This is a genomic window from Thermus thalpophilus, from assembly GCF_022760915.1.
GTDB classification, from domain to species: Bacteria; Deinococcota; Deinococci; order Deinococcales; family Thermaceae; genus Thermus; species Thermus thalpophilus.
On sequence record NZ_JAKTNS010000027.1, the window covers coordinates 13,700 to 34,044 of the forward strand.

Here is a 20,345-nt window from a genome sequence, read left to right on the forward strand (position 1 = left end):
TGGGTAAGACGCGCGCCCCCGAACCCTTCGCCCCCGTGCTATCCTCAAGACGGCCCTTCCGGGGCGCCTCTCCAGCGGTGGCGGAGTCGCCCCCCTCCTCTGGAGGAGAAGGGAGGGTCCCCCTAGGGGAAGCTCGGTAGCACCCAGGGGGCTAAGGGCGGGGAAGGGAGTCGCCCCCGTGGAAGTACCCGCGTCCACCGCTTCCTTGCGCCTCCGGTCCTCTCCCGGAGAGCGCCGCTGGGAGAGGCGGGGCGTGGCGGCCACGGGCCTCATCGTGGCGGCGAAGGCCGGCCAAACGGGCCAGCCACGGCGTGCTCCCGGCCGCACGGGGGAACGGGGTACCCCAAAACCGGGGTGCCCCGTTTTTGCGTCAGGAACGGGCCTCTCTATCTTCGCGAAATCTTACTTTCGCGCAGAACGGGGGAGGGCGGGCCCCAAAAGCGCCCTCCCCAAGCCCTCTCAGGGCCCGGGGGCCTAGCGGCCCCACGGGAGGGGGTAGGAGGCAAGGAAAGCATGAAAGCGGTGCTTATCATCTCAAAAAACGGCAAGCTCGTGCGGCGGGAGCGGCGCTTCCCCGACTGGAAGGCCTACGAAGCCTTCCTCGAGGCCCTGGCCCGGGGGCGGTGGGCGAGGACCTACCGCTCGGGGGCCTACCTCGAAGCCAAGCGGCAGGGCCTCTACCTGGAGGTCTTGGGGAGGGAGGAAGGATGAGGCGGGTGGTCATCCGCTTCGCGGACGGCACCACCACGAGCTTCGACCTCGTGGAGGAACGCCTGGAGCGGGACCTCCGGCACCACCTGGGCTTCTTCCCCGGCAAGAGGGTGGCCCGGGTGGAGGAGCAGATCTACGACCCCACCCACCCTCGGAGGTTCCGGTACGAGCGGCGGGAGGACCTCGAGGCCCTCTGTCTTAGCTACACGAAGGAAAGATAGGTATGGAGTTCGCGCGAGTCCTCAAGCAGGCGGAAGAGCGGCTACGCTTCCTGGGCGAGCCCCACTACTCCGGCCTCTCCGACCGCCCCTGGCCCATGGTGCCCTGGGAGGGGCGGATGGTGCGGCTCGCCCGGGAGATGCGGACGGACGGTTGGAGCGTGTGGTACGAGGTCCTGGGCCGGAAGGGGGTGGTCCTCTACGCCCTCGAGGCCCGCGTGTAAGGCGGTGAAAGGCCCTTCGGGGCATAGTGGGAGGTATGGATGCGAAAGGAATCCTGAAGACGGCGCGCTTGGCTTGGCTTCTCGCCCTCCTCCCCCTCCTCGCCGCCTGTGGGGAGCTCCCCGGGGCGGGGACGGAGGGGGAGTACCAGCTCTTGAACGCCGAGGAGCTCAGGATGCGGATCACCGCCTGGAACGGGACGCCCTTCCAGGGCACCCTCAGGGTGCTCACCCGGGAGGCGCCCGTGGTAGACGGGCGGGTCTACCTGTCCCTCCGGGGCCTCGTCCCCACCCCCGACCCCTACCTGGACACGGACCCCTGGTGCACGGGCACCCAGGTCCAGGTGGCCTGGTGGAACGGGATGAACGGGGACCGGGGTGGCCTCTTCTACCCCGGAGGCGGCGAGACCCGCCTCTACCTCCTCCCCCGAGCCTTCCCCTACCGCTACCCTGCCCTGGAGTACTGGGCCCTGGTCTACACGGGAGAGGGGGTGGTGAAGAGGGGCCTCCAGGCGTGCGGGGGGAGGCAGGTCCAGTACGACCTGGAGCTCTCCCCCGGATGGAACCTGGTCTACGCCGAGCCACCCACCCCGGAGCACGCCGCTTGGGTGTACGGCAGGCGGGAAGCCTACTGGAAGGTGTCGTGGTACTGAGGCCGGGGCAGTCCCGGTTCCTTCCTGTCTTAGCTACAAGGCAGGTAAACTTCAGGGGAGTGTGTAGCTAAGATGCCCTCGGAAGCCCTCGCCAAGGCCCTCGCCCGCTTAGAGGCGGAGCTCGCCGACCTCGAGGCCCGCCTGGAGGAGGAGCGCAAGGCCCTGGAGGCCCTCTCCCCCCTCCCCGTCTACTGGCGGCGGGTCAGGTGCGGGAAGGAGCGTTGCCGGAAGTGCCCCCACGGGCCCTACCCTTACCTCAAGGTGAAGAAAGGGGGCCGGTGGCGGTGGAAGTACCTGGGCAAGGGGTGGCAACCGCCCGAGGGCTTCGTCCGGCCCCGGGAGTTCCTGGAGGCCCTGGCCCGCTACCGGGCCCTTCTAAGGCGGCGGGAAGCCCTCCTGGAGCGCCTGGCGGAGGCGGAGCGGGCCCTTAGCTAAGCACACATTGCTATAATGCGGTATTATGCGCCGCATCATGTTGCCACTCCTCTCCCTCCTGGGCCTCGCCCTCGCCCAGCGCACCACCTGCTCGGTGAGCTACACCCCTCCTAACTACCCGGAACTTCCCGTGGGAAGGCCGCAAATCTACCTCACCGTCTCCCCCACCGCCCTGGCCTCCCCCGGCTCCTTCACCGCGCGGGCCTGGACCTCCTCCCCCTCCACCACGGCCTGGGTGCGGGTGCGGTGGACGGGAAGCCAGCTCGCCACCAGGGACGAGGGGCCGGGAAGTTCCACCTACCCCGCCCTCCTCTCCCCCAACCCGGTCCAGGGGTGCCCCGAGGTCCAGGTGTCCACCCGAAGCCTCTCCTTCCGGGACAACGGCTTCCACAACTTTGTAGCAGAAGCCTTCGTCTACTGGAAGGAGTGGCGGGAGGACTGGTCCTGCAAGTACCGGGACGACCAAGGCAAGGAGCGGACGACCACGGTGACCACCTCCGGGGGTGCGCCGGGGTCTCCCTACTACGCCTGCACCCTCCTCCGGGGCTACTGGGTGCCTCTGAGCGGGACGGTCTCCACCTCGAGCCGGGGGGCGGCCTACCTCACCTGGGAGCGGGAGCTCTCCTACGACGAGGTCTTGAACGAGTTCGCCACCCGCCTCGTGGAGGACCACAAGCGGGCCACGGCCTCCATGCTGGCCTACGCCTACGCCAAGGAAGTCCCGGAGCCCGTGAGAGGCGCCCTGGCCCGGGTGGCCCAGGGGTACTTCTACGACTGCAACTGGCTGGGCATCTGTCAGCGGGCGGACCCGGCGGGGGAGGTCAAGATCCTCACGGACGTGCCCAGCATCCTCTACGGCCTCCTCTACACCGGGAGGCTTTGCGGGGGGTTCATCTCCTTCTGCTTCGGCCAGCAGAACTCCCGTGGGGCCGACATCGGCCCCAAGGTGGAGATCAAGACCTTCCTCATGGTCAAGGGCTGGAGGCACGACTACCTCCTCATGGACCGGGTGATCCCCCGCAAGTACTACGACCCCTCGGACCCCGAGTACCCCGCGGTGCCCCAGGACGAGCGGAGCCAGGTCCTCCAGGGGTGCGGGACTTACAAAGACACCCCAGAGGGGAGGCGGTGCCTGGCCCTGGCGGAGACCCCCACGGGCCTGGTGCCCACCCTGAAGACCCTCCTCATGATTGACCCCATGTTCCAGCGGGGGAGGCAGTACCCATGACCTGGATCCGTTGGGCCATCGGTGTTTCGGCGGGGATCGTCTTTGCTCTCGCATACGGTCCTTCCTGGTTTTTCGCGGGCCTCCTCTGGCCCGTGGTCCTTCATCTGGTGGACGCCTTTTCCCAGGAGGTGAGGGGTGCGTAAGTTCGTTCTCCTCCCCTTCCTCTCCCTCGCCCTGGCCCAGGTGGGCCTCGTGGACGGCCCTCGTCCCTCCACGGAGGTGCGGGGGACGCTCCAGGGGAACGCCCGGGAGGGGTACAGCGTGGTGGTGGAGTTTTTGGTGGAGAGCGGGGCCAACCCGGTGCAGGGCTCCATGAACCAGTCCCTCTCCTGGGACGGGAAGCTCTACCTCTGCGTCTCCGGGTGCGACTACTTCACCCTTTCGGGGTACGCCCCGAACACCCCCTACAACCAGGCGGTCTTCAACCTCTACGACTCCCAGAACCGCCTCCGGGGGCGGGCCTCGGTGAGCACGGTCTACGACTCCCAGAACAGGCCCTCCTACCACCAGGTGCAGTACGCCGTCTGGCCCCTCCAGGGGGCCAAGACCTGGATGCCCTCCCCGGACAATCCGGTGCCCCTGGAGGCGGGAGGGTGGCTTTCCGCGCGGCCCCCTGGAGGAAGCGCCAGGGAGCGGTACCGCTACCCCGGGATGGAGTCCTACCGGCCCCCTTCGGTCCAGGGGTCCATCCTCTCCGGCATCTCCCCGGCGGACCGGGACGTGGTGGCGAAGAGCGTCCTCTCCTCTCTGGCGGACCTGAGAAGCTTCTACGCCCGCCAGCCCCAGGGAAGCACCCTCTGGTTCTTCGTCCCCGAGGTCTCGGCCTGGACCCAGACCCTGGCCCAGGAGTTCCGGGCGCGAAACGGGGGGCAGGAGCGGTTCGTGGTCCCGGAGGGGAAGGCGAGGGAGTACTGCTCCCTCTACCGGAGCGACACCCGCTACCACGTGATGCCCCGGGAAAGCCTCGCCAAGGAGCAGTCCTTCGCCGTCATCTACCCGCCTTCCGGCTCCACCCAGAAGGGGGCGGTGATGGCGGGGAGGTTCCTGGTGGACCGCCCGGACTGGCAGGAGACGGACTACCTCTCCTTCACCACGCCCCTCTCCCCCACCCAGGAGGGACTTCCCGAGGCCCGGGCCCTCGTGTGGGGGTACATCTCCCAGGCCAACCTGAAGGCCCGGGTGGAGTTCAAGGAGCTCTCCCTGCAGGGGTACGAGAACTGGACAACGGGCCTCGACTACCCCTCGGACTGGGACGGGCGGTTCAGCGCCGTGGTGGGGCGGGGAGACGAGAGCTTCTCTCTGGATGGGTGGACTCCCGGGGCCACCTGGAGCGGGGCGCGGTACTTCAACGTGCGGGACACCCAGGGGCGGTACCGGGGGTACGCCTACGTGTACGCTCAGGGGGGGACAACTACCCTTTCCAACCTGGGAACTTACCACGATTGGGGGACGACCCCGGAGGGCATCCAATTCACTTACGGGGGGCAGGCCTACACCCTTTCAGGGTGTAGGTTGGGGAAGAGGACCACTTCTGAGTGGACTTGTTCGGTGAAGGACGCCTCAGGCCGGGATGTGGGCACGGCGTACCTGTACGCCCGCTTCATGAGCGTGGACTACACCTGGCTTTTCAACCTTTACAAGGTGGTTCTGAGCACCGGGCTTCGCTACACGGGTTCCGCCTACCTCCGGGGGTGGCGGGAGACCTGGCGCTACGCCAGCGACAACGACCGCCCCGTGGAGGCCTTCGGGTACGTGACGGCGGAGGGGAAGCGGTACCGGGTCCCCGGCCTCGAGGGCTACCTCCAGCCCACGGGGAAGGACCTTGAAGTGGCCGAGGGCGACCCCTACGTGAGCTACATCACCCGCTCCCTCTCGCCCCAGGGGAACCCCCTCGCCGGGACGGGGAGGGAGGAGGCCAAGGTGTGGTTCAAGCCCCTCAGGGACTGGTGCGCGGAAAGGGGGTTGTGAGATGCGGTGGGTTTGGGCGCTCTTCCTCTTCTCCCTGGCCCTGGCCCAGGGGCCTACCTACGAGGAATGGACCAAGTACCTGCTCTCCGCCCCGGACTACCGCCTGGAGCAGGTCCTGAAGGGGAAGTGGCCCTACCTGGAGGTCCTGAGGAAGGACCGCCTTAGGGACTACCAGGGAGGGGCCACCACCCCGGAGGCCCAGGCCCACGAGTTCTACCTCCCCCTCTCCAGCCTCGAGGCCACCCAGGAGGTGGCGAGGGACCTCCGCAAGGCGTGGCAACGCTTTGAAGAGCGCTACTACTGGAGGGTCATCACCGAGCTCAACAACCCCGCCTTCTGGTTCGCCTACTGCCTCGCCGGGGTGAAGGGGCCGGAGCTAAATCCTCCTCTCCCCGAGTTCAAGCTCATGGTGCCCTCCGAGGGGGTGGACACCGCCTTCCTGGAGGCCGCCACCCGCTCCACCCCCCTGGACCTGGGGAAGTGGGCTTCGGCGGGGCTCCACAAGCTGGACAAGTACCTCCCCGTGCCCCAGGTGGACCCGAAGGAGTTTTGCGACGGCCTCGAGATGCAGATCCTCCCTCTCATGTACATCCCGGGGTTCAAAATCCTCATCCAAGGTCAAGAGGTCTTCCGCACCCCCGAATACCCGTCCCAGCCCCTCTGGTTCAACTGGGACGAGGCCAACGCCCGGGTGGAGCGGGCCATGCGAAAGGCCCTCACCGACTACTACGCCGACTACCTGAAGGAGGTGGCGAGGGTCCTCCTTACCCCGAGGCCCAGCACCCCCCAGGACCTCCTCTCCTTGCTTCCTAGGGACTTCAGGAGCCTGGGGAGTCCCAAGGCCTACCTCCCGGTGCCTTGGCAGGGCCACCTCCTCGGGGCGGGGGGCGTGGTGGCCCCGGTCTACACCCAGCTCTTCCCCACGGACCTCACCGCCCTCTGGGACCAGGTGCAGGCCATCTGGGACACCTACAAGGGGCTCATCGACCGGGCGGGGACGGAGGTGGAGAAGGCGTACCTCTACGTGCACTTCTACCGCTCGGCCAAGACCCTCTTTGACTCCCGGGCCTTCCTGGGCCTTCCAGGGGTGGACACCCTGAAGGGGAACCTGGAGAACCTGGTGAACGCCCCCTTGAGGGCCCTCACCGGGGCGATCCCCGTCCTCAAGGGGTGCGCGGGGGACCTGGACCGGGTGGTCTCGTGCGCGGCCACGGCCCTCATGACCGTGGACGAGGTGGTGAAGGCCAAGGGGGAGGTGGAAAAGCTCACCGGGGGCAAGCCCCAGGATGAGCCCCTGAAGGCGAAGGAGGCCCCGGGCCTCTGGAAGTTCGAGGAGGCCAAGCGCTGGCTTCCTCCCTCGTCCCTCCCCGTCTACGAGGCCTTCGGCTACGCCACCTTCTTCCAGGCCACGAACTTCCTGGAGGCCACCACGGTCCCCGACATCCGCAATGTGGACCTCTCCCAGGTGAACCTGGGGAACTGGATGGGGTGGGCCTGGAGCCAGCTCTCCCGCCTGGTGGTCTACTGGCACGTGCCCCTCACCATCGACATCCGGGTGGAATACTGCCCCCCTTGCGTCATCGCCTACCCCTCGCTTCCCCTGGAAGGCCCCGTCCAGCCCCTGGGAGTCCCGCCCTACGTGCTTCCCTTCGCCCTGGAGCGGACGCATTGGCGCTGGGTCTCCGTGCCCGAGGGGTACGAGGTGCCGGGGGTGCGGGGAGCCCCCTACACCCTGGTCTCGGACCTTTCGGCCTACGCCCTGGACCTGAGGGCGCTCTATCGGCCCCTCCTCGGGAGGTGAAGATGCGGAAAGCGTTCTTGACCCTTTTGGTAGCCCTTACCCCGGCCCTGGCCCAGTTCGACTGGCTCTCCAACCTGGACTGGGGCGGGATCAGCAACAACCTGAACAAGGTCAGCCAGGTCCTCTCGTGCGACCCCAGTAGTCTCGCCCAACTGGATTTCTCCCAGCCCTCCTTGGTCCTCCGGGGGGTGTACCGGGTGACGAAGTGCGTCCTGTGCACCACCCTCAAGATGTGCGGCCTCCCGGACGACATGCTCTACCCCGCCTCCTGGGGGGAGATTCAGGGGGCCCTCGCCCGGGGCCAGGAGGTGATGGTGGTGGGCTCGGGGGCCGGGGTGGAGGCTTTGGCCCGCTACCTCGGGCTCATCCTGCACGGAGGGGGGTGCCAGAACATCTCCTACGGGGGGGTGCCCATCTACACCTGCCCGCCGGAGGGGATACGGATTCCTAAAGCGTACATCGTCACGGACGGGAAGACGGCGAGAAAGCTGGAGGCGGAGCTGAAGGAGGCGGTGAAGGAAGGCCTCCTCAAGGTGGTGGCCGTGGGGGGTGAGCGGGACGCCCCGGAGATCTCCGGGGTCATCCTGGGGCTTCCCATCCTGTGGGCCGGGGGGAAGGGGTACCTCTTCGCCCCCGGGTACAGCACCCCCGACCGGTGGCTCTGGCTCACCCCGGACGGCCCGGTCTCGGGCAAGGTGGCCCTGGTGATGCGCCTGGCCACGAGCTACGTGGTGAGCGCCTCGAGGAGGCAGGAGGAGGTGAAGTGACTTGGGGGCTTCGCCCCACGGGAGAAGGCGTATGCGGACGGATCTCGCGGAGTTCTGGCGGATCGTGGAGGAGGCTAGTGTGGTGAAGGTGGACGGTACCGGGCAATACTACCTGGTGCGCCATCCCGAGCTCGGGTGGCGGCTCTACCAGCGGGGGATTGAGGCGGCCTTTCTCCTCGCCGAGGGGGAGGAGGCGCTTTTCTGGGCCCCGGAGTTCCGGGTGCCGTTGCCGGAGGTGGCGTGATGGCGTGCCCCATGTGCGGCGGAACGGGGCGCATCACGATCCGCCTCCCCGATGGCCGGGAGCTGGAGACGGCCTGCCTGGAGTGCCTGGACCGGGAGGCGGAGGACTTTGAGGAGGAGGAAGATGAAGAGGGCGTCTTCGTTCCCTGGGAAGTGCTGGACCTCCTCATGGAGCGCGAGGACGATGAGGGGTACTGGATCCCCTAGGGCCCTTCTCTTCGCCCTCGCCCTCCTCCTCCCCGCCCTGGCCCAGGGCTTACCCCAGGTGCGGGAGCTCTCCGAGCGGGAGCTCTACTGGTTCCTGGCGAACCGGACCCAGGAGGTGGTGGCCGTGGGGCTTCCCCCGGCCTCCCTGGGGGAGGCCCTGAAGGAGAAGCGCCTCACCCTGGTCCTGGGGCGGGAGGCGCCTCCTCCCTGGGCCCGGGGGGCGAAGGTGGTGCGCCTCGGGGGGACGCCCATGGCCGGGTGGTTCCTCCTGGCGGACGGACGGTTCTTCGTGGCCCCCAAGGGGGCGGCCTTCGTGGTGGTGGAAAGCCCGGAGGTGGTGGCGGTTCTCCGGGGGTACTTCGCTGTGGCTTGGGGGAAGTAAATGCGGGTTCTCCGGTTTGACGGAAGCCAGAAGCGGCGGGTCTACGAGACGCCCATGGGGGACGGGTGGGTCCAGGAGTGGCCCACGGGGCGGTGCCGGGCCTGGTGGGAGGGCCCCGGAGGGGAGCGGGAGGACCTCGGGGACTTCCCCAGCCTGGAGGAGGCCTACGAGGCCCTCGAGGCGGCCTTCGCCCGGCGGGTAGCGGAGGCGGGCTTGGATGAGGAGGACCTGGAACCTCCTTTTTAGCCTGCTCCTTTTGACGGGGTGCGCCCTCGAGGCCCCCCTCCTTCGGCTCTCCCTGGGCCAGGAGGAGGTGCGGGCTCGGGAGGGGGAGACGGCCATCCTCCCGGTGCGGGTGGAGGCGAGGGGGCTCAGGGCCCGCCTCTTCGTGGAGGGCCTTCCCCCGGGGATGACCCCTCCTCCCCTGGAGGTGGAGGGTAAGAGGGAGCTCTCCCTCGCCATCCCCGCCCGGGAGGCCGGGACCTGGGAGGCCCGGGTGGTGGCCGAGGGCGGGGGGATGCGGCGGGAGGCCCCCTTCCGCCTGGTGGTGGAGGGGGCTTCCTCCTTGGACCTCTACCTGGAGGGCACGGTCTACGTGGGCGGGGAAGGGGTCGCGCCCCAGACCCAGGCCGCCACGGACCGGATGGCCTACTGCCCCCAGGGGTGCCCGGGGAGGCCCCTGGGCGGGGGATGGTACCGGGTGGAGGGCCTGGGAGGCCAGGCCCTGGGCGGGCTGAGCCTGCCCGACCGCCCCCTCCGGGCCCAGGGGGGCGAGGCCGAGCCCCTCTTCCCCGAGGAGTGGAACCTCCCCCTGGCCCGCTTCCCCGAGGCCTGGGCCGAGGCCACGGGGGAGGGGGTGGTGGTGGCGGTGGTGGACACCGGGGTCCTCCCCGGCCACCCCGACCTCGAGGGCGTCCTCCTTCCGGGGCTGGACCTCGTGGACGGGGACACCGACCCCACGGAGCCCAGCACGGGAAGCCCCCTCCAGACCTTCCACGGAAGCCACGTCTCCGGGGTCCTGGCGGCGGCCTGGAACGGGGTGGGGATGGCGGGGGCCTCCCAGGCCCACATCCTCCCCATCCGCCTCCTCACCCCCGAGGGGACGGGGCGGGAGAGCGACCTCCTCCTCGCCCTCCGGTGGGCGGCGGGGATCCCCGTGCCGGGGCTTCCCCCAAACCCCCACCCGGCCCGGGTGGTGAACCTCTCCCTGAGCGGGGAAGGCCCCTGTTCCCCCGCTTTGCAAGAGGCCCTGGACGAGGTGAGGGCCCGGGGCGTCCTGGTGGTGGCGGCGGCGGGGAACTACGGGCGGGACTTCCGGGACTACTTCCCCGGGAACTGCCGGGGGGTCCTCACCGTGGGGGCGGTGGGCCCTGAGGGGAGGCTCGCCTCCTACTCCAACCGCTCCGCCCCCCTCCTCGCCCCCGGGGGAAGCGGGGACCAGGGGGTCCTGGGCCCCACCCTGGGGGGACACCGCCTCCTCCAGGGGACGAGCCAGGCGGCCCCCCACGTCTCGGGGGCCCTGGCCCTCCTTCGCTCCCGGGGGGCGGCCTCCCCTGAGGCCCTGGAGGGGGCGCTCCTCGCGGGGAGCAGGTCCACGCCGGAGGGGAGGCTTTTAGACGCCTTCGCCGCCCTGAAGGCCCTGGAGGGGGGCGGGGTGGCCTTCCGGGTGGAGGGCCGCCTGGCCCTGAAGCCCGGGGAGGAGGGGAGCCTGGCCGTGGAGGTCCTAAGCCCCTACCCGGTCCCCGTGCGGGTGGCGGCGGAAGGGGGGCTTGCCGCCTACCTCGCCCCGAACCCCGCCCAGGGCACGGCCCACCTCCGGGTGCGGGCGCCCACGGGGACGGCCCCCGGGGCCTACCGGGTGCGCCTGGAAGGGGGTGGGGCTGAAGCCACGGCGGAGGTCCAGGTGGAGGCCCTTCCCGCCCGGGTGGTGCTCTCCGCTTGCTCCGAGGGGGGCGCTTGCCGGAGCCTCGCCCTGCCCTCGGAAGGGGGGCCTTTCCGGCTTGAAGGCCTCTCCCCCGGGACCTACCGCCTCCTCGCCTTCTTGGACCGGGACGGAGACGGGGCCCTGGACCCGGAGGAGCCCCGGGGGGAGGCGGAGGCCAGGCCCCCGGCCGCAGGAACCTGGCTACGGGTTCGCTGAGGGTAGACCCTCGTAGGAGCATGGCTCCATAGGCGGCTCTTGGGAGGCCCGGAGTGGTCGAGGTTCGCAGGGAACGGCCACCTTTTACGGTGGCCTCGACAGGCGAAGAAGCCCCCGGGGACACCCCGGGGGCTAAAGATCCCCTTTTACCAGTTGCAGCGTGGGTTGGTGACGAGCTTCAGCGGAACAGGAATGAACTGTGTTTGGGCGGGAGCCTTAGCGCCTCGGATGAGTTCGACTGCTTTCTCCACGGCAAACCGACCCATTTCGGCCGGTTGCTGAGCCACGGTAGCGGCCATTTCGCAGGCCTCTACCGCCTTCACAGCGTCGGGAGTAGCGTCGAAGCCCACCACGGGGATCTTGCGGCCGCTGGCCTTGATGGCCTGGAGGGCTCCCAGGGCCATCTCGTCGTTGTGAGCGAAGACAGCGTCGATATCCCGCTGGGCTTGGAGAATATTTTCCATCACCGAAAGCCCCTGGGCCCGGTCAAAGTTGGCTGTCTGCCGGGCCACCACCGTCACCCCCGGGCATTTCTCCTTGAGGTAAGCGTTGAAGCCTTGGCCCCGGTCCCGGGCCGCCGAGGTTCCGGGGATGCCCTCCAGCTCCACCACCTTACCGCGGCCCTTAAGGAGGTTGCAGATGAACTCTGCAGCCATACGCCCTCCAGCGACGTTATCCGAGGCGATGTGGTAAGCGACCTTTCCGCCCGAGGCTGCCCGGTCTACGGTGATAACGGGGATTCCTGCCTGGTTGGCCCGTTGGATGGCCGGGACCACAGCGGCGCTATCCGTGGGGTTGACCAAGAGGACCCGTACCCGGCGCTGGATGAGGTCTTCTATGTCGGCCACCTGCTTGTCCACCCGGTCTTGGGCGTCCAGAACCACCAGCTGGATTCCTGCCTTCTGGGCCGCCTGCAGCGCTCCATCCCTAAGGGCTACGAAGAAGGGGTTGTTAAGGGTGGAAAGGGAGAGCCCTACTACAGCCCCTTGGGCTAGAGCTGCAGCCGAAGCCAAAATCCAGATCGCCAACCCGAAAACCCCGACCTTCCTTGCCATCTTCCTCACCTCCTTCTAACCAGCCGATCCACCAAGAGGGCGAGGACGATGACCACCCCCTTGGCGATCAACTGGTAAAAGGCCGACACATTAAGAAGGTTCATCCCGTTGTTGAGCACACCGATGATCAAGGCCCCCAAGAAGGTCCCCCAGGCTGTTCCCCTACCCCCCGCTAGAGAGGTTCCCCCGACCACTGCGGCCGCGATGGCATCCAGCTCAAATCCGGTTCCTGCCGTGGGTTGGGCAGAGTTAAGCCGGCCGGTGAGCACAAGGGCGGCGAGGCCTGCGGCCAGCCCTGAGTAGGCATAGGCGAAGACCTTAATAGGGGCTACGGGTACCCCCGAAAGCCGAGCCGCCTCCTCGTTGCCCCCAATGGCGTAGAGGTACCGCCCCCAGGCGGTGTAACGGAGGAGGAAGTGGGTAAGTAAGAGGAAGAGAAGCATGGCCATCACGGGCACCGGCATTCCCAGAACCGTGCCGTTGCCTAGGAAGAGAAAGGGCTCAGGGAGGCCGGTGATAGGCCTGCCGTCGGTGTAGACCAGGGTGAGCCCCCGGAAAGCGGTGAGGCCAGCTAGGGTCACGATGAAGGGAGGTAGACCCGCATAGGCCACAAGGAGGCCTTGGAGGACCCCCAGGGCGATGGCAACTCCGATCCCCAGCCCCATGGCCAGGACCGGGGAAAGGCCGGCGATGGCGAGACCCGCGGCCATGGCCCCGGCTAGGGCCAGGAGGGAACCCACCGAGAGGTCGATCCCTCCCTTGAGGATGACCACGGTCATGCCTAGGGCCAGGATGGCGTTGATGGAAACTTGCCGCAGGATGTTCAGTAAATTGGAGGGCGTGAGAAAGTAAGGAGAGAGAAGGCTAAGAACCAGCACCAGAATCCCCAGGGCCCAAACGAGCCCGTACCGGGCAAGGAACTCAGGCCTGAGCCGTGCCCACAACATGGGCCACCACCTCCTCGCGGCAGTACGGGGGGTGAAACTCGGCCACAACCCGGCCTTTTCGGAAGACGAAGATCCGGTGGCAGAGGAGGAGAAGCTCCTCCGTATCCCCACTGGAAACGATCTGGGCTACACCCTCCCGGGCCCACGTGGCCAATAGGGCGTAGATCTCCTGACGGGCGGCCACGTCCACGCCCCGGGTGGGTTCCGCCAAGAGAAGAAGGCGGGGCCTTGTGGCCAAAGCCTTGGCCAAAACCAGCTTTTGCTGGTTGCCCCCGGAAAAAGTGCCGGCAGGCCGTTCGGGGTCCTGAGGCCGGATCCCCAGGGCCTGGAACCATTGCCGGGCTAAGGCCGCCTCTCTTGAGGCGGAAACCACCCCTCCGAAGGAGAGCTCCCGCAATACTGGCAAGCTGATGTTGGCCCGGGCGCTCAGGCCCAGGATAAGGCCTTGGGCCTTTCGGTCGGCGGGTACCAGGAAGACCCCTCTTCGTATGGCCTCCAAGGGGGAGCGGAGGGGCTCACCGTTTACTCTTCCTTCCCCTTCAAGCCCAAAGAGGATCTCCACCACTGCGCTCCGCCCGGAGCCCACGACGCCCGCGAGCCCCAAGATTTCTCCCGGACGCAAGTCGAACGCCAAAGGTTCGAGGCCTCCTCCCCGGACCTCCAGATGGAGGGGTGGGTGGGCCTTGGGGGACGGGAGGTCCAAACGACCGGCTTCCCGTTTTCCCACCATGAGTTCCACCAAGGCCTCCGGCTTTAGACCTGAAAGGGGGAGGGTGGCCACTCGCTGCCCGTCCCGTAGAACGGTCACCCGGTCGGCCAAGTGAAAGACCTCTTCCAACCGGTGGCTGATCCACACGATGCCGAGGCCGCGGTTCCGTAGCTCCTTCACCAACTGGAAAAGCCGCTCGGCCTCCCGAGCGCTTAGGGCGGCCGTGGCCTCGTCGAACACCAGGATGCGGGCTTCTTGGCTCAGGGCCTGGGCCACCGCTACCAGAGTCTGCTGCCCTACCTCCAAGACCCCCACGGGAACCTCAGGGGTAAATCCAAGGTCCAGTTCTTCAAGAAGAATTCGGGCCCTAGTGTATAGCCTTTTCCGGTCCACAAAGAGAGGTAAGCGGCCGAGAGAGAGGTTTTCTGCTACGGAGAGGTTGGGGGCCAGGTTGAGTTCTTGATAGACCATAACGATTCCCTGCCGCCGCGCCTCCTGAACGCTCCCTAGGCGGAGGCGGCGTCCGGAAAGCCACACCTCTCCCCCGTCTGGAGCCAAGGCTCCGGAGAGGATCTTCATAAGGGTGGATTTCCCGGCTCCGTTTTCCCCTACGAGGGCGTGGATCTCCCCGGCTTCTACAGCGAAGTCCACCCCCTTGAGGGCCTCCACACCCCCGAAGCGTTTGCGGATTCCCCGCATCTCCAAGAGGGCCATCAGAAAACCACCCCTGCCCGGAGGATGAGGTTGGCGTAGGGGGTAAACTCCCCCGTGCGCACCACCGCTTTGGCCCGGGCCACAAGCCCCTTAAATTCCTCATGAGGAACGTAGGCCACCTCAAGACCCGGGAGCCCCTGGAGAGTTTCCTCCAAATGGTGGTAAAGCTCTGAGCTTTTCTCCCGGATCTCCTGGGCCAGGACAGCCCCTTCTACCTCGATCTCTTGCAGGAGCACCCGTACCACGTCCAGGAAAGGGGGCCTTCCCGGCGCATAGGCCAGGTCGATGCGCAATGGCCCTGGGGGAATGGGCAGACCCGCGTCTGCCACCACGAGGAGATCCCCGTGGCCGAGGGAAGCCACCACCTGGGCCAAGAGGGGATGGAGGACGCCACCTTTCTTCATCCGTTACCTCCCAAACAAAAGGGCTTCTACCTCGTCGCGGAAGGGTAGGGAGGGCTGGGCTCCCGGCCGGGTGGTGGCCAAGGCTCCTGCGGCGTTGGCGAAGCGCAACGCAGCCCGCATGTTTTGCCCCTCGGCTAGGCCTAGGGCCAGGGCCCCAGCAAAGGCATCCCCGGCCGCCGTGGTGTCTACTGCCCGGACGGGGAAGGCCGGGAAGTGGCCCTCCTCCGTCCCTGACCAGACCGCTCCCTGAGCCCCTAGCGTGAGGACCACCTGGGCCTGGGGTGCACGACCCCGGAGCTGGCGGGCTAAAGCTAAGGCCTCCTCTGGGGTACGGGGCGGGGAGGCCTCTGCCAACTGGGCCGCCTCTACCTCGTTGACCAGGAGTAGGTCCACGCTTTGAAGGATCTCCGACGGTAAGGCATGGGCTGGGGCGGCGTTGAGAAGAATTCGGGCCCCGGCCTTCCGACCTAGGGCCGCCGCCCGGACTACGGTCTCGAGGGGGATCTCCAGCTGCAGGAGGACCACCCCGACCCCCTGGAAGGCCGTTGCAGGGAGGTCCTCCGGGACCAGGCGAGCGTTGGCTCCCGGAGCCACGGCGATCTGGTTCTGCCCCTCGGGATCCACCAGGATAAAGGCGGTTCCACTGGGGCCCGGCGTCTCCAAAACCCAGGCGACGTCCACGCCCTCTTGAGCAAGCCCGCTCTTCAAGGCTTGACCAAAGGGATCTTCTCCCACCCGGCCGAGCATGCGGACCTTTCCTCCCAACCGGGCTATGGCCACTGCCTGATTGGCCCCTTTGCCCCCGGGGTGGGTTTGGTAGTCTTCCCCGAGCACCGTCTCCCCTGGGCGAGGCAGGCGCTTCACCCGCAGGACCAGGTCCATGTTCAGGCTCCCTACCACCAGGATCATCGCCTCACCTCCCGGGTAGAACCCCGAGGGACCAGGGTCACAGGCACGACGATTTGCACCGCTTCTCCTTCCGGCTCCTGGAGGCGGCGGAGGAGGAGGGCTACAGCCGCCTCGGCCATCTCCTTCACCGGCTGGCGGACGGTGGTGAGGGGGGGGTGGGCCAGTGTGGCCCAAGGGATGTCGTCGTACCCAATAAGGGAAACCTCCTCAGGCACCCGGACCCCTGCTTCTCGCAGGACCTCGAGGGCCGCCAGAGCAATCACATCGTTGGCTGCCACCACGAGGGTGACTTCTTCCCGAACCGCCCGCAACCGGGCCCGGGCCTTGGGGCTTAGCTCCAGGCTAAAGGGAACCTCCTCTTCCCAGACCACCTCCAGACCACCTACCTTGGCCTCGGCTAAAAACCCTTCCCGACGCAGGCGAGCGCTGCGCAGGCTTTGCGGACCCGACAGGAGCCCTACCCGTCGGTGGCCCATGGCCAGGGCGTGGCGGGCCTGGAGTTGGCCTCCGAGAAAGTGGTCCGCCTCCACCCCGTCGGTTCCTTCTGCGGTCCGGTCTACCAGCACCACAGGGAAGGGAGGGGGTACATAGTCCCCTACGGGTACCCAGATGGCCCCCGCCACCTGTTCCTCGGCAAGGCGACTTAGACCTTCCTCCTCTACCGTTTTGTCTTCCAAAGAATCCACTAAGGTGAGGGCGTACCCGGCTTTACGGGCGGCCAACCCGATGGCTTGGGCCAGGCCGGGAAAAAAAGGGTTGGTGAGGTCAGGCAGAACCAGGCCTAGGATGTGGCTTTGCCCGCGACGGAGGGCCTGGGCCGGGCGGTTCAGGCGGTACTCCAGGGTCTCTACCGCCGCCCACACTCGATCCGCCACTTCGGGACGCACGCGCTTGGTTCCATTTAGCACATGGGAAACCGTGGTGTGGGAAACCCCGGCTAGCTTGGCCACATCCCGTAAAGTGGGCATAGTTTAACGTTCAACCTCCTGTTTAAAGGCAGCTTAGCACTCCTTTTGGGAAAGGTCAAGCTTAGGGGCTTGCCTTGCAAAGCCCAGGCTCTCTGGTGTATATCGCCCTCCCGATGGGCAAGCGCGGCTTTGTTCGCCGGGAGGCAAGCCCCAAGGAGGTCCTGGTCAGGAGTTTTCACCCTACTTCTCACCCCCCTTCCCGAGCTTCCTCCTTGGGGGCGAGGTGGCTTTTATCTCGGTCAGTAGCCTCTCCTCAGCCACCCTCTGCGCGTGGCGCCACGCCATCCCCGGAAAGGCCAGCCGCACCTCCCTCATCGCGCGAAAAGCCCGCACCACCAGCTCCGCATGCATGAGCTGCGCCGCAAATGCACGCGCCTGGCTCCTCCCCTGCCCCAGGTTCTGCTTGTAGAGCCTATGCACCACCTCCGCCTTCCAGCGGCAAAACCACGCCTCCAGCACCTCCTGCACACCCCCAGCCAGGGTGGAGACCAGGGCAAAGCCCCGCCACCCCGCCCCACGCCCCACCCAGACCAGCACCAGGTCCACCCACCCCACCTGGGGCCACTCCACCCGCACCCGCTTGGCGTAGGCCCCAAAGCGCCGGTAGTACCGGGCCCTCCCGGGAGGGTAGGCCTGAAGGAGCTCCCCCACCGAAAGGCTCTCCTCTTCCAGAAAGGCCCGATGGAGGGCGGCCACCCGCCGATCGTCCTCTACGATGAGGGCCCGGGCAGGCTTAACCAGAAAACCGTCCACCTCTCCTTTCTATGGTAGCCCACCTCGCCCCCCAGGGCCCGCGCCTGCGCCCGGGCCAAGGCGAGGCCGTAGCCCCGCCCCGCGCCCCGGCCGCTCGCCCCGGGGAGGAAAGGGGTCTCCCTCCCCTCGGGAAGGCCCGGCCCGTCGTCCAGAACCTCCACCTTAAGGCCTTCCTCCTCCAGGAAGCGGAGACCCACCTTGCTTTGGGCCGCCTCGAGGGCGTTCTCCAGCAGGTGGCCGAGGATGCTCGCCAGGCTCTCCCCTATGGAGGCGTAGCGGGCGGGGAGTCTCCCTTCAAGGCGGAAGCCTAGGCCCCGCTCCCTGGCCCGGCGCAGCTTGCCGAGCAGAAGGGCGGCCACCAAGGGCACCTCTATTCCGCGGAGAAGGCTTTCCAGCGCCTTCTCGGCGGCGAGCTCTCCTTGCACGAGGCGCAGGGCTTCTTCCACCTGCCCGAGTTCCAGGAGCCCGCCGATGACATGGAGGAGGTTTTGGAACTCATGGGCCTGGGCCCTAAGGAGCTCCAGGTGGCGCCGGCTTTGGGTGAGCTCCTGCGCCTGGCGGAGGAGCTCTGCCTGCTCCTGGAAGAGGGCGATCCGCCGGTCCCCAAACCCCAGAAGCCGCACCCGGTCCGGGCGGCCTGTGGGCAGGGGCAGGTAGGCCTCGCCCTCCTCGAGGCGGTCCGCCAAGGCGGGCCACACCCGCCGCAAGGGGAGAGGGGGCAGGGCTCCTGGGGGGAGGCCCAGGAGGGCCAGCCCCTTGGGGTTGAGGAGGTGGCTCCCCATCTGGGGGGTTTCTGGGGGCGGGGCGGTGGGGTAAGCCCCGCTCCCTCGGCTTCCCCTCTTTAATCCCTGCTTTCACTTTTTCCTCCCCCACCCCCCAAACCCGAGCCTTCCAACTCTCATGAGGAGGGGTCAAAGCGTCGGGAATGGTGCGGAGAAGGGAATAGAGAAGGAGAGGAGGAGGAAGCGAAGGGAAGGAGCGGGGTGGGGTTGGGTTGTGGTTGAGGGGGGGGTGATAAGATGGTAGTGAGGATGAGAGAAGGGCTTGGGCTGGAGGTGTGGGACCACCCCGAGGAGAGGAGGCGGGTGGTGGGAGAGGCGTTGGCGCGCTGGGACGAGGCGCTCCTCAAGGAGGCCCTCTGGGCCTACCTGGTGCGGCACCGCAAAAAGCCCGACCGGGTGGCCCCCCATTACGTGGGCTACTTCGTCCGCTGGCTCGCCCTAAAGGGGAGGCGGTGGCCCCATCTGGAGCCCGAGGACCCCAAGGCCTTCCTCCTGGAAGCCAAGGAGAAGGGCTTCCCCGGAGGGGAAAGGGGGCCCCTCGCCTGGAGCACCGTGGAACGGGCCCGGGCGAGCCTCAGGCACCTCTTCCCCTTCCTGGACTGGGCCGGGCATCCCATGCCCCCACACGTCCGCCTCCCCTCCCGCCAGGAGCTCCCCGTGGTGGCCCCCTCTCGGGCCATGCCCGAGGAGGCCTACCAGGACCTCCTGGAAAAGGCGGAGGCCTACCCCCTGGCCTACTGGCGTCCCCTCCTCAAGGTCCTCCTGGTCCTCCTGGGGGAGGTGGGCCTCACGGTGAAGGAGGTGGCGGACCTCTGGAAGGAGGACGTGCGGGAGAAGAGCCTACTGGTGCGGGGGACCAAGCTCCGGGAGGTCCCCCTCTCCCCCTTCGCCCGGGAGGTCCTCTCGGACTGGCTCCCCCAGAGGGAGTTCCTGGCGGGGCACCAACCCCTCCCCTACCCCCATCTCCTCCTCAAGCCCGCCCCCGGGAAGAACCGGGGGAAGCCCCTGGGCCTGGAGGAGGCCAAGTGGATCCTCACCGAGTTCGCCGACTTCGCCGGGGTGAAGGCGGAGGGGAAGAGGCGGGCCGACCTCGCCCTCCCCTTGCGCTGGCGGGCCATCCGCAGGTTCCTCAAGGAGGGCCACCCCAGGGAGAAGGTGGCCTACTGGACCGGGATGAAAAGCCTCGTGGTGCCGGAGTGGGGGGAGGAGGGGTGAGGGGTGGGGGAGATCCTCACCCGCAACTCTCCCCCACCCCCGCCGAGCCAGCTAGCGCAGAGTCGGGAACTTTGCCTTGTTGAAGCTGTACCGCTCTACCCCCCGTCCCCGAGAAATGAGGACGTCAAAGGACTCGGCCCGGGTGACCGCCGCCCGCAGGTTGCCAGGGAGGCTGTTGTAGTTGGTGGACAGGACGAAGTAGCCATCGTAAACCGATGGCTTGGAGTTGCTCTGCGGGATACTCAGGACACCCTTACTCCACTTATTTAGGGTCGCCGGAAGCCTGCCAAGCTCTTTGCCTTCGGCATCATAGAAAACCATTGAGATCCCCTGGAAGAGAGCGTCAGGGTCGCTATAGCTCTTAAGCCGGGGATCAAACACGTAGAGCAGAACGTCCAAAACGGGAATCACTTCCGGCTTTGCCTCGGTCTTCTGGGCGTAGGCCTTGCACACGTTATAGACACTTCCCCAGGAGCTTTGGAAGGTCACATCCCCGTTGGCCCCGCTGACCGTGGCCTCGCCTGGGTTAGATTCCTTGGAACCCGCCATCCCGGCGGCGTACCCAGCATCGCACGCCTCCTTGCGGGCCTCTTCGCTGGGCGAGAACAGGGGGTACGCCCAGCCAGCCACCACGGGTTGGGAGGGCGTGGGTTCCGTCCTACCGGGCTGGGTAGCCGAGCCCCCGCCCAGGGCCTCGGAGCCCGAGGTCATGGTGGGAGCGCAAGCCCCCAAAGCCAGCAAGAGGGCCAACAAGAGGGAAGACCGCCACATTCGTCCACTTTTTCCAAGCATCATACCTCTTCCATAGTAGCACAGGTTGCCACGCCTGGGCCCAAGAGGTCGTGTCAAGAGTTATGTGTAGTTATGTGTAAGAGTCTGTGTACGGGGGGCATACCGCTCCTGAAGCATCTTCTC

The 20,345-nt window shown here is 67.5% G+C and carries 25 protein-coding genes; 16 read left to right on the forward strand and 9 right to left on the reverse strand.

Annotation, left to right across the window (positions count from 1 at the left end; all coding sequences use genetic code 11):
* Positions 1-513 precede the first annotated feature (513 nt).
* From L0D17_RS09555 to L0D17_RS13625, 15 genes are all read left to right on the forward strand, one after another.
* A complete protein-coding gene (locus tag L0D17_RS09555) occupies positions 514-711 on the forward strand; it encodes a hypothetical protein (RefSeq protein ID WP_243094930.1) in 198 nt (65 codons plus the stop codon).
* The gene (locus L0D17_RS09560) at positions 708-932 is read left to right on the forward strand and encodes a hypothetical protein (protein ID WP_126177623.1); all 225 of its coding nucleotides are present in this window, start codon (positions 708-710) and stop codon (positions 930-932) included. Before L0D17_RS09555 ends, L0D17_RS09560 begins: the two co-directional genes overlap by 4 nt.
* A 2-nt stretch (positions 933-934) precedes the next feature.
* Entirely contained in the window at positions 935-1,153 is a 219-nt protein-coding gene (locus L0D17_RS09565) for a hypothetical protein (protein WP_130842557.1), read from the forward strand.
* A gap of 35 nt (positions 1,154-1,188) precedes the next feature.
* The gene (locus L0D17_RS09570; protein WP_243094931.1) at positions 1,189-1,803 is read left to right on the forward strand and encodes a hypothetical protein; all 615 of its coding nucleotides are present in this window, start codon (positions 1,189-1,191) and stop codon (positions 1,801-1,803) included.
* Between the two features lie 72 nt (positions 1,804-1,875).
* Positions 1,876-2,238: a DUF6788 family protein gene (locus tag L0D17_RS09575; protein ID WP_124105495.1), complete on the forward strand. Its 363-nt coding sequence runs from the start codon at positions 1,876-1,878 to the stop codon at positions 2,236-2,238.
* Positions 2,239-2,263: 25 nt separating this feature from the next.
* A complete protein-coding gene (locus L0D17_RS09580; protein WP_243094932.1) occupies positions 2,264-3,466 on the forward strand; it encodes a hypothetical protein in 1,203 nt (400 codons plus the stop codon).
* The gene (locus tag L0D17_RS09585; protein ID WP_172960797.1) at positions 3,463-3,609 is read left to right on the forward strand and encodes a hypothetical protein; all 147 of its coding nucleotides are present in this window, start codon (positions 3,463-3,465) and stop codon (positions 3,607-3,609) included. Before L0D17_RS09580 ends, L0D17_RS09585 begins: the two co-directional genes overlap by 4 nt.
* Complete coding sequence (locus tag L0D17_RS09590) at positions 3,602-5,434, forward strand: hypothetical protein (RefSeq protein WP_243094933.1); 1,833 nt, start codon at positions 3,602-3,604, stop codon at positions 5,432-5,434. The genes L0D17_RS09585 and L0D17_RS09590 overlap by 8 nt, the downstream gene beginning before the upstream one ends.
* 1 nt (position 5,435) lies before the next feature.
* The gene (locus L0D17_RS09595) at positions 5,436-7,235 is read left to right on the forward strand and encodes a hypothetical protein (protein WP_243094934.1); all 1,800 of its coding nucleotides are present in this window, start codon (positions 5,436-5,438) and stop codon (positions 7,233-7,235) included.
* A gap of 2 nt (positions 7,236-7,237) precedes the next feature.
* Entirely contained in the window at positions 7,238-8,002 is a 765-nt protein-coding gene (locus L0D17_RS09600; RefSeq protein WP_243094935.1) for a hypothetical protein, read from the forward strand.
* Between the two features lie 31 nt (positions 8,003-8,033).
* Complete coding sequence (locus tag L0D17_RS09605) at positions 8,034-8,246, forward strand: hypothetical protein (RefSeq protein ID WP_014632262.1); 213 nt, start codon at positions 8,034-8,036, stop codon at positions 8,244-8,246.
* Positions 8,246-8,452, forward strand: a complete 207-nt coding sequence (locus tag L0D17_RS09610) for a hypothetical protein (protein WP_124105490.1) — start codon at positions 8,246-8,248, stop codon at positions 8,450-8,452. The genes L0D17_RS09605 and L0D17_RS09610 overlap by 1 nt, the downstream gene beginning before the upstream one ends.
* On the forward strand, positions 8,430-8,834 hold the full coding sequence (locus L0D17_RS09615) for a hypothetical protein (RefSeq protein WP_014632264.1): 405 nt from the start codon (positions 8,430-8,432) through the stop codon (positions 8,832-8,834). Before L0D17_RS09610 ends, L0D17_RS09615 begins: the two co-directional genes overlap by 23 nt.
* The gene (locus L0D17_RS09620; RefSeq protein ID WP_243094936.1) at positions 8,835-9,080 is read left to right on the forward strand and encodes a hypothetical protein; all 246 of its coding nucleotides are present in this window, start codon (positions 8,835-8,837) and stop codon (positions 9,078-9,080) included.
* Positions 9,052-10,974, forward strand: coding sequence for a S8 family serine peptidase (locus L0D17_RS13625; RefSeq protein ID WP_279231705.1), 1,923 nt, complete (start codon positions 9,052-9,054; stop codon positions 10,972-10,974). The genes L0D17_RS09620 and L0D17_RS13625 overlap by 29 nt, the downstream gene beginning before the upstream one ends.
* A 146-nt stretch (positions 10,975-11,120) precedes the next feature.
* Here L0D17_RS13625 and L0D17_RS09630 read toward each other — a convergent pair whose 3' ends face one another.
* The 8 genes from L0D17_RS09630 to L0D17_RS09665 all read right to left on the reverse strand — a co-directional run bounded on the left by L0D17_RS09630 (position 11,121) and on the right by L0D17_RS09665 (position 18,215).
* On the reverse strand, positions 11,121-12,029 hold the full coding sequence (locus L0D17_RS09630; RefSeq protein ID WP_039457374.1) for a D-ribose ABC transporter substrate-binding protein: 909 nt from the start codon (positions 12,027-12,029) through the stop codon (positions 11,121-11,123).
* 5 nt (positions 12,030-12,034) lie between these two features.
* Complete coding sequence (locus L0D17_RS09635) at positions 12,035-12,976, reverse strand: ABC transporter permease (protein ID WP_039457355.1); 942 nt, start codon at positions 12,974-12,976, stop codon at positions 12,035-12,037.
* Positions 12,951-14,399 carry a sugar ABC transporter ATP-binding protein gene (locus tag L0D17_RS09640; RefSeq protein ID WP_223972059.1) on the reverse strand — a complete coding sequence of 483 codons (1,449 nt, stop codon included), beginning with the start codon at positions 14,397-14,399 and terminating at the stop codon, positions 12,951-12,953. The genes L0D17_RS09635 and L0D17_RS09640 overlap by 26 nt, the downstream gene beginning before the upstream one ends.
* A complete protein-coding gene (gene rbsD, locus L0D17_RS09645) occupies positions 14,399-14,803 on the reverse strand; it encodes a D-ribose pyranase (RefSeq protein WP_039457349.1) in 405 nt (134 codons plus the stop codon). The genes L0D17_RS09640 and rbsD overlap by 1 nt, the downstream gene beginning before the upstream one ends.
* Positions 14,804-14,806: 3 nt before the next feature.
* Complete coding sequence (gene rbsK / locus L0D17_RS09650) at positions 14,807-15,712, reverse strand: ribokinase (protein WP_223972063.1); 906 nt, start codon at positions 15,710-15,712, stop codon at positions 14,807-14,809.
* Positions 15,709-16,680, reverse strand: coding sequence for a LacI family DNA-binding transcriptional regulator (locus L0D17_RS09655; RefSeq protein ID WP_039457344.1), 972 nt, complete (start codon positions 16,678-16,680; stop codon positions 15,709-15,711). The genes rbsK and L0D17_RS09655 overlap by 4 nt, the downstream gene beginning before the upstream one ends.
* Before the next feature lie 180 nt (positions 16,681-16,860).
* Positions 16,861-17,433, reverse strand: a complete 573-nt coding sequence (locus tag L0D17_RS09660) for a hypothetical protein (protein WP_243094937.1) — start codon at positions 17,431-17,433, stop codon at positions 16,861-16,863.
* Entirely contained in the window at positions 17,391-18,215 is an 825-nt protein-coding gene (locus tag L0D17_RS09665) for an ATP-binding protein (RefSeq protein ID WP_243094938.1), read from the reverse strand. The genes L0D17_RS09660 and L0D17_RS09665 overlap by 43 nt, the downstream gene beginning before the upstream one ends.
* Before the next feature lie 249 nt (positions 18,216-18,464).
* Here L0D17_RS09665 and L0D17_RS09670 point away from each other — a divergent pair, with 249 nt between their 5' ends.
* Positions 18,465-19,430, forward strand: coding sequence for a recombinase XerD (locus tag L0D17_RS09670; RefSeq protein WP_243094940.1), 966 nt, complete (start codon positions 18,465-18,467; stop codon positions 19,428-19,430).
* Between the two features lie 51 nt (positions 19,431-19,481).
* Here the strand turns inward: L0D17_RS09670 and L0D17_RS09675 are convergent, their stop codons facing one another.
* Positions 19,482-20,063 carry a hypothetical protein gene (locus L0D17_RS09675; RefSeq protein ID WP_243094939.1) on the reverse strand — a complete coding sequence of 194 codons (582 nt, stop codon included), beginning with the start codon at positions 20,061-20,063 and terminating at the stop codon, positions 19,482-19,484.
* Positions 20,064-20,345 lie beyond the last annotated feature (282 nt).